This is a genomic window from Streptomyces acidicola, assembly GCF_009377235.1.
Classification (GTDB): Bacteria; Actinomycetota; Actinomycetes; order Streptomycetales; family Streptomycetaceae; genus Streptomyces; species Streptomyces acidicola.
Map to the genome: position 1 here is coordinate 1 of NZ_VMNX01000267.1, position 12,108 is coordinate 12,108.

Below are 12,108 nucleotides of genomic sequence, written 5' to 3' on the forward strand. Positions count from 1 at the left end.
ACCCCGGAGGTCCCCAACCCGCGCCCGGTCAGCAAGCTGATCGAGGACTTCGAGGACCAGGTCCTCGCCCCGCTGCGCGCGGACCTGGACACCGTCATGTCCCCCGAGCGGCTCGCGGCCCGTCTCGCCGAGCCCGTCGCCCGCCTCGGCGAGGCGCAGGTGCTGGCCACACCGTACGAGGACGTGGCGGCATGGTTCGAGCAGTTGGAGGCCGTGCTCGCGGAACTCGCCGAACGCGCCCTGGAGCTGGCACCGGCCCAGCCCGAGGACCCGGAGGACACCGAGGAGCCCTCGCAACCGGAGACCAGAGCCGCAGCAGCCGCCCTCGCCCCCCGCGAAGCCGCCCTCCAGGCCCTGGGCAACGTCCTCCCCGCCCTGCGCGCCTCCGCCCCCGCTCCTCGCGGCGGCACCCGCGCCCAGCTCCCCGGTACGGACACCGCCCGGCTGCTCTCGGCCCTCAACCCCGGCCTGAGCGGCCTCTACCCGGCCTGGCGCACGGCCGCGGCGCCCGGCACCCCGCAGTTGCTGCGCGAACTGCTCGCGATGCGCGTCACGGCCGCCCCCTTCGGCGCCACCGCCCCGCTCAAGCCGGTCCAGGACGACCGGGGACGGGTCATCCGCACCGCGGACTGGCCGCTCACGGGCGCCGTCCTCGTCAGTATGCGCGTCGTGTTCGACACGGCGGGCAAGGTTCCGGTCCGGGCTGAGTTCCAGTACGTCGAGGGCAGCAGCTCCGACCAGCGCGCCGAGAACCTGCCCGTGGCGCAGCCGGTCCTCTTCCGCCTCGGGACGGGTGAGGTCGAACTGATCACGCGGACCGCCCAGGACCGCGATCTGAACTGGCTGAACCGCCGCCCCACCGACTCCCAGGAGCCCGGGGTCACCGCCCACCTCCGCTCGGGACTCCCCGACTACGACCTGTTCGTGTCGCGGCCCGACGACGAAGGCCTCGTCCACGTGGCCGTCGGCGACGCGGCTCCGGTCACCCTGCGTCCGGGCGACACCAAGCCGCTCCACCTCGGCGAGGAGGAGATCAGCCTCCGGTACACGACGGGCACCACCGAGCCCAACGTCGAGATCGTCCTCGCGAGCAAGCGCGACCCCGTCAACCGCCGCGTGCTCCAGCTCGACACGGTGCACTCGGGCATCACCGTCGGCAGCTGGGTCGCGATCCGGCGCCCCGCCAAGGGCGCCGACCACGGCATCCCCGGCGACAAGAAGCTCGCTTCCGTCACCACCCAGGTCGTGGCCGCCCGTACCGCCGCGTACTCCAACTACGGCATCACCGGCCGCGGCACCGAAATCGTCCTCGCCGACCCCTGGCTGGACGAGTTCGACGTCCTGCTGTCGCACATCCGCGACACCACCGTGCACGCGGCGGGCGAGCCCCTCCGTCTGGCGGACGAGCCGCTCGGCGAGGACGTGCACGGCAACGAGATCGAACTCGCCGAGCTGTACGACGGGTTGCGGCCCGGGCGCACCCTGATCATCGGTGGTGAGCGCAGCGACATCCCCTCGGTGGCCGGAGTGACGGCCACCGAGGTCGTGACGATCGCCACCGCCGATCCGGCCGTCGACCCCCGGCTCCCCGGCGACCACGCCCACACCCGGCTGACCCTGACCGCCGACCTGGCCCACCGCTACCGCCGCGAGACCGTCCGCATCCTCGGCAACGTCGTCGACGCCACCCACGGCGAGGGCCGGGAGGAGGCGATCGGCAGCGGCGACTCGGACCGGACGAACCAGACGTTCGCGCTCTGGCAGTCCCCGCTCACCTGGCTCGCCGACGACAACCCGCTCGGCGCCACACCCGTGCTGGAGATCCGGGTCGACGGCGTGCTCTGGCACGAGGTCGACAGCCTCGCGGGACGCGGCCCGCGCGAGCGCGTCCACATCACCGGCTCCACCGCCGACGGGCGCACCACCGTCACCTTCGGCGACGGCATCCACGGCGCCCGCCTGCCCACCGGCCACGAGAACGTCCGCGCCCGGTACCGCTTCGGCACCGGCAAGGCGGCCAACGTCGCCGCCGACCGCATCACCCAGCCACTCACCCGGCCCCTCGGCGTCAGCCAGGTCACCAACCCCCGCCCGGCCACGGGCGGCGCGGACGCGGACGGCCCCGGCCTGACCCGCCGTACGATCCCGCTCGCCGTGTCCGCCCTGGACCGGCTCGTGTCCGCCGCCGACTACGAGGACTTCGCCCGCTCCCGCGCCGGCATCGGCCGTGCCGCCGCACGCGAACTCTTCGACGGACGGCGGCGCGTGCTGCATGTGACGGTCGCCGGGACGGACGACGTGCCCATCGCCGACGACTCGGACACCCTCCGCGCCCTCCGTGGCGCCCTCACCGAGTACGGCGACACCAACCTCCCCGTTCGCGTGGACGTGCGCGAGCTGGTCCTGTTGCTCGTCGCCGCCAAGGTCAAGGTGGCCCCGGACCACGCCTGGGAGACCGTCGAACCGCGGCTGCGTCAGGCCCTCCTCCGTCGGCTCGGCTACGAGGGCCGGGAGCTGGGCCGGCCGGCCCGCCTCTCCGACGTCCTCGCCACGGCCCACACCGTGCCCGGCGTCGACTACGTGGACGTCGACGTCTTCACCGGCGTCCCCGCGTCCGCCACGCCCGACGAGCTCACCGCGCTGCTCACCCGCCCCGGCCCCCCGAGGCCGACGGTCCCGGCGCACCCGGCGACGTACGACGAGAAGACCCACACCGTCCGTGCCGAGGACGGCGAGACGCTCTCCTCGATCAGCGCCCGGTACGGCGTCCCGCTCGCCGAACTCCTGCGCCTCAACCCCGACATCACCGACACCCGGCGCCTGGCGAAGGGCCGGTCGGTGTTCGTCTTCCGCGGCATCCGCCCGGCCCAGCTCGCGCTGCTGTCGCCGAAGGCCGCGGACACCCTGATTCTGACGGAGGTCAAGTGATGTCCCCGGACGCCCAGTACGAGACGGCGGCACCCCCGGCGGCGTCCCGGGAACCCGACGGTCTCGCCGAACTCCTGCCCCGCTGGCACCTGCTGCGCGACGCCGAGGAGGGCGAACCGCTGCGCGCCCTGCTCGCCGTCGTCGCCGAGCAGATCGACCGCGTCCGCGACGGCGTCGCCCAGGGCTACGAGGACCTCTTCGTGGAGACCGCGGCCCCCTGGGTGCTGCCCTACCTCGGCGACCTCGTCGGTTACCGCACCCTGCCTGGTTACGAACGCGTTCTCACCACGGGCCTGCACACCGGCGGCCGCGCCGAACTCGCCGAGGCCGTCGCCCCACGCGCCGACGTGGCCGCCACCGTCGCGGGCCGCCGCCGCAAGGGCACCCTCCACCTCCTGGAGGAGATCTCCGACCGGGTCACCGGCTGGCCCGCACGCGCCGTCGAGCTGTCCCGGCACGTGGCCCACACCCAGCCGGTGAAGCTGTACGGCACCGGAGGAACCCAAGCACAAGCCCATCGCGGGGACCGCGGCCGTCTCGTCGACCTCCGCGACGGCTCCGCGCTCGCCCTCGCGGGCGGGCCGTTCGACACCGCGGCGCGCACGGCCGACGTCCGCCGCGCCGACTCCAGTCGTACGCAAGGTGGTTGGACCCCGGCCGGAGTCGGGCTCTTCGTGTGGCGGCTCAAGGCGTACTCCCTCACATCCTCCCCGGCGTACTGCATCGACCGCGCCCGCAACCTCTACACCTTCTCGATCCTCGGCAACGACACCCCGCTGGTCACCAAGCCGGTCCCGGAGCCGTCGCCCACGCACCTGGCCACGGTCGACAACGTCCCGGCGTTCGTCACCCGCCGCCTGCTCCACGACCGCCTCGCCGACTACTACGGCCCCGGCAAGAGCCTCGTCATCCGCCGCGACGGCGAGGACAAGCCCGTACCGCCCTCGGACATCGTCGTCGCCGACCTCTCCGACTGGCGCTACCGGCCGAAGCGCGGCCAGGTCGCCGTCGACCCGGAGCTCGGGCGGATCGCCTTCGGCTCCCGGTCCGCGCCCCGGCAGGGCGTGTGGGTGGACTACCACTACGCGTTCGCCGCCGACATGGGCGGCGGCGAGTACGCGCGCGACGACCGCGTCCCCCGGCCGGACGCGGCCTTCTACCGTGTCGGCCCGGGACAGCCGTTCCGTCAGATCATGGACGCCTACCGGGCCTGGCAGCACGACCGCCGCGCCGACCGGACCGGCCCCGAGGGCATCATCGAGATCACCCACAGCGGCGCCTACCAGGAGCAGTTGGACTTCGACCTCGACCCCGGCGACCGCCTGGAACTGCGGGCCGCCGAGGGAACGCGCCCCGTCATCCGCCTGCTCGACTGGTACAGCAACCGCCCGGACGCCCTCAACATCCGCGCGGTGTCGGAGGACTGCGCCCCGCAGAGACGGCCTCGCATCGTGCTCGACGGGCTCCTCGTGGCGGGACGAGGCATCAACGTCACCGGCCCGATGGGTGCCGTCGTCGTCCGCCACAGCACACTCGTGCCCGGCTGGTCCCTGGAACCCGAGTGCGATCCGCACTCGCCCGAGGAACCCAGCATCGTCCTGGAACGCACCACCGCGTGCCTCCAGATCGAGCACAGCATCCTCGGCACCATCGAGGTCATCGGTGACGAGGTGAGCGAGGACCCCCTCGACATCCACCTCCGCGACAGCGTCCTCGACGCCACCGGCCACGACCGCGAGGCCCTCTCCGCTCCGGACTGCCGCCACGCCCACGCCGTGCTCCACCTGCACCGCACCACGGTCATCGGCGAGGTCCACACCCACGCCGTGAAGATCGCCGAGAACTCCGTCCTCACCGGCAGGCTCCATGTGGCCCGGCGCGGCATCGGCTGTCTGCGCCACTCGTACGTCCCCGCCGGGTCCCGTACGCCCCGCAGGTACCGCTGCCAGCCCGACCTGGCCGGGCCCGCGGGGGCCTCCCGCGTACGGCCGCTGTTCGCCTCCGAACGCTACGGGACGCCCTGGTACGCCCAGCTGGCCGACGGGTGCCCCGAGGAGATCCGGCGCGGCTCGGACGACGGCGCCGAGATGGGCGCCTTCCACGACCTGTACCGGCCCCAGCGCGAGGACGGCCTGCGGGCACGGCTCACGGAGTACACGCCCGCGGGCACGGACGCCGGGATCTTCTTCGTGACATGAGCCACCCCGCGCTCCCGCGCCGCGGGTGAACCCGCCCGGCCGCCCGAGCCGTACCCGACGACGACTCCTGAATCGCACATCCTCAACCAGGGGGACCCCTTCCATGCACGCTGACCTCTCCCGCCTCACGTTCCGCCCGGAACGCCACTACTCGGCGGTCGTCGCCCAACAGGGCCGCGTCCAGCTCGACGCCGACACCAACGAGCAGACCGCGATCCAGCTGTACCAGGCCCGCACGTTTGCCGCGGACCTGATCGGCCGGCACGGCGGACCGCGCGAGGCGTGCGGCTTCCGCATCGAGTACGTGGGCGGCAAGCACGACATCGACACCCTGTACATCCACGGCGGCCGCTACTACGTCGACGGCATCCTCTGCGACGCCTACCGCCCGGCGCCCGGCACGCCCGTACCCGACGAGGGTGCCGAGGACCAGGACGAACCGGCGGCCGCGCAGCCGCCCGCGTACTGGACCTACTGGGACCAGCCCGACGGCTACCGCGACCCGGAGAAGCCCGGCGACCGGCTGCCCTCGCCCGCCCAGTCGCCGTTCCTGGTCTACCTGGGCGTGTGGGAGCGCTCGGTCACCGCGGCCGAGGACCCGGCGCTGCGCGAGGTCGCGCTCGGCGCGGCGATGCCGGACACCGCGGCCCGTGTGAAGGTCGTCTGGCAGGTGCTGGCGCTGTCCCTCGCCGCCCTGGAGATAGAGGAGACCGACCCGGCCAAGGAGGTCGTCCGCGCCGCCTTCGACAAGTGGGCCGCGCGCCAGGCGGCCCCCTCGGCCCGGCTCGCCGCCCGCAGCGAGCGGCCCGGCCACGCCGACGAGGACCCCTGCCTGGTCAAGCCCGACGCCCGCTACCGCGGTCCGGAGAACCAGCTGTACCGGGTCGAGGTGCACGCCGGCGGCGGGGCGAAGGACGCCACCTTCAAGTGGTCCCGCGAGAACGGTTCGGTCGTCTTCCCGGTCGACGAACTCGACGGCACCTGGGTGCAGTTGGCCTCCCTCGGCCACGACGACAAGCTGGACCTGGACGTCGGCGACCACGTGGAGCTCACCGACACCGCGTACGCCTCCCGCCTCGAGTCCCTGCCGCTGCTGCGGGTCGAGGAACTGGACCTGCCGGGCCGCCGCGTCCGCCTGTCCGCCGAGCCGGAGCAGAGCGTCGGCCGGCTGCCCCACCTCCAGCCGTACCTGCGCCGCTGGGACCACCACGCGGGCCCGAAGCGCAAGGGCCGTACGACCTCCCTGCGCGGCGGGGCCGTGCCCGTCACGGAGGGCGAGTGGCTGCCCCTGGAGGACGGCGTCGAGGTGTACTTCGCCAAGGGCGGCACGTACCGCACCGGTGACCACTGGATCGTCCCCGCCCGCACCGCCACCGGCAGCGTCGAATGGCCGGCGGACCCGGCACGCCGCCCCCTGCTCCAGGGCCCGGCCGGCATCGCCCGCCACTTCGCCCCGCTGGCCCTGATCAAGGGCGAGGGCAGCCCCGTCGACCTGCGCTACGCCTTCGCATCGCTGGCGAGCAGCGTCCCGGCCGCGGACGACGCCGCACTCGCGGCCGAGGAGCAGGCCGGCCTGGAGGAGCGGGCCGCGGAGGCCGATCCCTCCGGCGGGCGGTCACAGACCACAGGGGAGGCGGAGGCCTCCGCGGAAGGAGACCGGTAACCATGGCCAACCCCCTGAGCGCGTCGAAGCTGGTGGAGATCCTGCGTGCGGAGGGCCTGACGGTCCACGAGGTGCGCAGCTGGCGCACCCACAACCGCAACTCCAAGGGCCCCTGGGGGCCGGTCAACGGCGTGATGATCCACCACACCGTCACCTCCGGCACCCAGAACTCCGTGAACATCTGCTACAACGGCTACTCCAGCCTGCCCGGCCCCCTCTGCCACGGCGTCATCGACAAGAAGGGCGAGATCCACCTCGTCGGCAACGGACGCGCCAACCACGCGGGCTCCGGCGACAGCGACGTCCTGCGCGCCGTGATCAACGAGACGAAGCTGCCGCCCGACAACGAGGCCGACACCGACGGCAACCGGCACTTCTACGGCTTCGAGTGCATCAACCTCGGCGACGGCAAGGACCCCTGGCCCGAGGCGCAGAAGGAAGCCATCGAGAAGGTCGCCGCCGCGATCTGCCGCCACCACGGCTGGACCGAGCGCTCCGTCATCGGCCACAAGGAGTGGCAGCCCGGCAAGGTCGACCCGCGCGGCTTCACGATGGACAGCATGCGCGGTCGCATAGCCGACCGGCTGGACGGCAAGGGCGGCGGGACGAAGCCCAAGCCCGCCGACCCCAAGCCCGCGCCCAAGCCGTCGTACGAGCCGTTCCCCGGCAGCGGCTTCTTCCACGTCGGCCAGAAGTCCCCGGTCATCACGGCCATGGGCCGCCGCCTGGTCGCCGAGGGCTGCAGCCGCTACGAACAGGGCCCGAGCCCCGAGTGGACCGAGGCCGACCGCCGCTCCTACGCGGCCTGGCAGCAAAAGCTCGGCTTCAAGGGCAAGGACGCCGACGGCATCCCGGGCAAGTTCAGCTGGGACAAGCTGAAGGTGCCCAGGTCAGGGAGCTGACCAAACATCAGCCGCCGGTCACTTTCGGCGCCCACGCGCACGCCTCGATCGCCGCCGCCAGCACTGCCCGCTCGGTGGCGGTGAGGGCGTACGTGTCCTGCGTGCCGGGAGGCGCGTCCAGATGCGGGCGGACCCGGTCCGCGTCGGCGGTGGTGAGGGTGGAGACCGGTTTCATCAGCAGGGTGAGCGGGTGCTCCAGATCCTGGACGACGGTCGAGTGGAAGTCCGTCGCCGAGGCCCTCGTGGGCAGCGCGAGCCCGCCCTCGTACACGGCCAGCCGGCCGTACGGCGACGACGCGAACTTCCCGATGGCGCGTGGGGCGCTCAGGTCGTCATCCTTGTCGTCCGGCCCCGCCTGAACCAGGAAGTCCGGAGCGTCGCGGCGTTCGAGGGTGGCGATGTCGTAGTGGTAGTTGACGTTGCCCCCTTCCGCCACCAGGAGGTTCCACGGGGCCACCGGGTTGAGCCGGAAGAACGTACGGGGCGAGGAGTGCCAGCCGTCGTGCAGGCCGCGGATACGGCCGCCGATGATCTGCCAGCGGTACAGGCCCTTGTCGTAGCCGGCCGTGACGATGGAGTCCTCGGTGAAGGTGATCGCGTTGATCTGGCCGTGCCGCAGGGACTCCACCACGATGTCGTGCAGCGGCTGCAGCCTGCTGTCGGTGACCAGGATCCGGGTGTCATCCGCGAAGGCGATCCGCGTGCCGGTGGCATCGACGGCGAACAGATCGGCGCGCCGGAAGCCGAACTCCCGCAGGTTGAGTTGCTCCTGCTCGCCGTCGGCGACCGCGAACGCGATGCCGTTCATCTTCGTACCGACCACGAAGCCCGTAGCGGTCGCCTCCACCACCGCGTCCAGCAGGCCGCCCCCATTGGCGAGTACGGCCTCCCGGCCGGGTGTGTACTCGACGATCTCCGTGTCGCCCCGGTACCCCCCGCTGTCGAACTCCCGGCGGGCCACGACCGTTTCGCTGTCGATCGCGCACAGCGACCAGTGCTGGGCCGGCCCTTCGTACAGGGTCGACCGCACGCCCGTCCGGTCGACGGTGACGACCCGCGAGGTGTGCATGTCGCGGCCCCGCGTGTCGAGCGCCACGACCGGGTGGCGTACGGAGAAGCCCACCGGGCTCGCGAATCCCAATGAGTCGGGGAGCCTGCTGGTCGTACGCTCGAACAGCTGGGCGCCGAGCCGAACCGCCTCCTTGGGGGCCACACCGGTAAGGATCTCGGCCAGGCGGGCGTCGGCATCCGACGGCGGTGTCCATTTGCGCAGGTTCAGATGAGCCGCCGCGCCCGCAGCCTGGGGCAGAGGCTGAGCGAGGACCAGCCACCAAAGGCCGCGCCAGTCTCTCTTGCGCGCCATTCTGCGCGCCAGTCCGACCGGATCCGAACCGCCGCTGATGCGTGGGATCACCGTGTGCCGCCTCCCCGTTGGTGACCATCCACCGTTGGTCACCATCGGGACACATTCTGTCGCAGGTGTCACGTACCGCACCAGCGGCTGGTCAGAGGGAGAACCAGCCGCCGGGTTTGATGTCCACCCCGAGCTGACGCAGCGTCGCCTCTTTCAGCCGAGGGTCGAAGTCGCCCATCGCGTTGGCCGCACGCACCTGTACGGAACGCCCCGCGTCCGGTGACTCGGCCAGTTCCCGCAGCAGTCTCAGTCCCTCCTCCCGGTCCACCTCCGTCAGGGCGTGCGCGGCGACCACGCGGGCCTCGTTCGTCAACTCGGTTGCGTACGACCGCAGGAGGGGCAGCCCCGCCTCCCGGTTGCGCCCGGCGAGGAGCGCTGCCGCCCGGATGCGCGGGCCCTCGTCCCAGCCGGGCTCTCCGGCCAGAACGGCCAACTGGGCCTCGCCATCTGTCGGTTCGTAGTGGGCGAGCTCAAGCGCCGCGCGCAGCCGGTGCTGGGGCTCCTGGCCGACGGCACGGGCGATCGCGCCCAGCGTGCGGATGCCTGCCGCGCGGTCGTGCTGCGCGAGGAGTACCGCGGCGTCGCAGGTGTACCGGCCGGGCAGGGCGCCGTCGGCGAAGTCGCGCAGGATGAGCGTGCCCGCATCGGCCCGGTAACGGGCGAGCCGGTGCGCCGCTTCGACGCGGTAGCCGGCGTCGACCCGTTCGTCGCGGGCGATGCGTTCGAGGAGCAGGGTCGCCTCGGTCCGGGTCTGGTCGCCGTCCTCGGCCGCGCGGGCGAGCGCGTCGGCCGCGTACACCCGGCAGTCCGCGAAGAAGCGCCGGTCGGCGGCGAACCGCCGCAGCCAGTCGGTGCCGGCCGTACGGTCGTGGGCGCACAGCCCGATGGCCGCGTCGACCTTCGCCAGGTCGGGGCAGCGCGGGTCCGCGGCCAGGGCACGCAGCCGGGACGTACCCGCGGAGGTGTCGTGGTCGGCGAGCCGGGCGGCGGCCAGGGCGCAGTGGCGGGAGGGGGCGTCGTCCGCGAAGCGGGTGAGCAACTCCGTGCCCGACTCCCGGTCGACGTGAGCCAGGTACCAGGCTGCGGCGATCCGCAGATCCAGCGGGTACGAGCCGTCGTGGGCGAAGGCGCGCAGCAGGTCCGTGCCGCGCGGGTCGTGACCGGCGAGCGCCGCCGCGGCGTTGATCCGGTCGACGGGCACCGATCCGGGGTCGGTCGCCATGTCGTGCAGCCGGCGCTGTTGTTGCGGCAGATGAGCGAGCGCGGTGTGGGTCTGCTGCCAGTTCCGGACGACCGGGGGCGTCTCCTCCTCCCGCTCGTCGGGGTGCCGCCACAGCAGATCCAGGACCCGGCCGCGCGTCTCGTCGTCGCACATGCCCTCCGCCAGCAACGTCGCGGCCTGTTCGACCCGTTCGGGATCGGCGGCCAGCCGGCTTGCGATCCCGCGCTGCACGTCGGCCGGATGCCGGTCGAAGGCGAACAGCGTGGCGATGCGGGTGTCGGCGTCGGAGAGGGCGTCGCCCCAGGTGACGGGATCGGTACCGTAGCGGTCCCGGAGGTGTTCCGCGGCCAGGTACTCGGCGAACGTGCGGTGCAGGAAACGGGGATGTGCCGTATGGACGTCGACGATCAGTCCGGTCGCTTCGAGCAGCGCGGTCACCGCCCGGTGCCGGTACGGGTCCCCGTCGGCCGGGTCGGCCAGCAGCTCCGCGGCCGTATCGACCACCCGTGTGCCGTGCCGCAGATAGGTGTCGGCCAGGTCACCGAGGAAGCCCCGCAGGGCGGCGGTGACCGCGGCGTGCCGCGGTGCCTCCCGGGCGTGCCGCTCCCGTAGCCGGCCGAGCAACTCCTCGACGCGGTCCCGCACGTACGGTTCGTACGGGCTCTGCCGCTGCGGGAAGCGGCCGAGGAACTCCGCCACGGCGCGGGCGTACAGGTCGACCCTGCGGGCCTGCACGCGCCGCTCGCCGGCCGGGTCGAAGTACTGGCCGACCGCGAGATGCGCGAGCAGGGGGAGCCGTACCAGGTCGAGCATGCCGTTGCCCCGCACATAGGCCAGGAACTCCTCCGCCCGTGCTGCCGCCCGTTCGTGGATCCCCGGATCCAACAGCCGTTCTCCACCGCCTGTCTGATGTGCCATCACGAATCGGCGCAACTGCTCGACGGTGAACGTCTGCAGCCGGAACTCCGTGGCCCCGGCGCCGACCAGGCCGCGCCAGGCGCTGTCGTGCAGGCTGCGCGCGGACAGCATCAGTCGGCGTTCCATGCCGGTCCCGCCGGCGCCCTGCCGGGCTGTGGCGAGCAGGACCGCCATCACCTGCCGCCAGTCCTCGGGCCCGGTCACCTCGTCGAGCGCGTCCACCAGCACCAGCACCCGGGCGCCGGGGACCGGCGGGCCCGCGTCCAGCAGAGCTCGCACCTCTGGTCTCACGGCCGACGCGATCGAGTCGTGCCCGACCAGTTCGCGCGCGGCGATCCGCAAGGGGAGCAGCGGCCCGAACGGCGCTCCGTCCGGCCCGCCCGCCCGCGTCGCCGTCCGCCACCACTGCCAGGCGGTGTCCTCCACGTATTCCAGCAGACTGGACTTGCCGACGCCCGGCTCGCCGGTGACGACGATGTGGCGGACGGTCGGATCGGTGAGGAGACGCTCCACGGAAACCGGCTGCCCGGTGACCCGCAGGTGCCCGGCCGGGGCCTCGGCGTCCCGGTCGGCGGTGGTCCCGAGCCGCTGCTGGGTATAGACACGAGCGAGTTCGCCGGGCTCGGCGGCGCGGTAGGTGAGGCCGCCTCGGTCGCGTACCTCGTCGGGCGCGGGAGCGGCGGCGAGCAACTCGGGCGGCAGCAACGGACGGTGGCGCCTCAGGTGCCACCTACGTGCCGCGCCGCCCAGCAGCTTCGGCGATCTGATGCGGGGGCTGGGCTTGCCCGGGTGCCCCGTGCCCTCACCGGAATCGGTCCGGCCCTGCTGCCGCTCCGGCGGCCCCATCCGCCCGTACCCCCAGG

At 73.1% G+C, this 12,108-nt stretch carries 6 protein-coding genes; 4 read left to right on the forward strand and 2 right to left on the reverse strand.

The window, feature by feature from the left end; genetic code table 11:
* The 4 genes from FPZ41_RS39755 to FPZ41_RS39770 form a co-directional block, all read left to right on the forward strand.
* Positions 1-2,928 (forward strand): putative baseplate assembly protein (locus tag FPZ41_RS39755; RefSeq protein ID WP_152868861.1); only part of this gene is annotated, 2,928 nt, incomplete at its 5' end.
* Complete coding sequence (locus FPZ41_RS39760) at positions 2,928-5,126, forward strand: hypothetical protein (protein ID WP_152868863.1); 2,199 nt, start codon at positions 2,928-2,930, stop codon at positions 5,124-5,126. The genes FPZ41_RS39755 and FPZ41_RS39760, both read left to right, overlap by 1 nt.
* A 103-nt stretch (positions 5,127-5,229) precedes the next feature.
* On the forward strand, positions 5,230-6,789 hold the full coding sequence (locus FPZ41_RS39765) for a DUF6519 domain-containing protein (protein ID WP_152868865.1): 1,560 nt from the start codon (positions 5,230-5,232) through the stop codon (positions 6,787-6,789).
* A gap of 2 nt (positions 6,790-6,791) precedes the next feature.
* Positions 6,792-7,691: a peptidoglycan-binding protein gene (locus tag FPZ41_RS39770; protein WP_152868867.1), complete on the forward strand. Its 900-nt coding sequence runs from the start codon at positions 6,792-6,794 to the stop codon at positions 7,689-7,691.
* Positions 7,692-7,698: 7 nt separating this feature from the next.
* On the opposite strand, the gene FPZ41_RS39775 is transcribed toward FPZ41_RS39770, so the two are convergent.
* On the reverse strand, positions 7,699-9,054 hold the full coding sequence (locus tag FPZ41_RS39775) for a hypothetical protein (protein WP_152868869.1): 1,356 nt from the start codon (positions 9,052-9,054) through the stop codon (positions 7,699-7,701).
* 142 nt (positions 9,055-9,196) lie between these two features.
* Positions 9,197-12,108, reverse strand: a 2,912-nt coding sequence (locus FPZ41_RS47550; protein WP_194236384.1) for an NACHT domain-containing protein, incomplete at its 5' end; no start/stop codon positions are given.

Bases quoted from the DNA above. Each gene is read 5' to 3' on its own strand.
- FPZ41_RS39765 (WP_152868865.1), top strand. From the start codon at position 5,230: ATGCACGCTGACCTCTCCCGCCTCACGTTCCGCCCGGAACGCCACTAC.
- FPZ41_RS39770 (WP_152868867.1), top strand. From the start codon at position 6,792: ATGGCCAACCCCCTGAGCGCGTCGAAGCTGGTGGAGATCCTGCGTGCG.
- FPZ41_RS39760 (WP_152868863.1), top strand. From the start codon at position 2,928: ATGTCCCCGGACGCCCAGTACGAGACGGCGGCACCCCCGGCGGCGTCC.
- FPZ41_RS39775 (WP_152868869.1), bottom strand. From the start codon at position 9,054: ATGGCGCGCAAGAGAGACTGGCGCGGCCTTTGGTGGCTGGTCCTCGCT.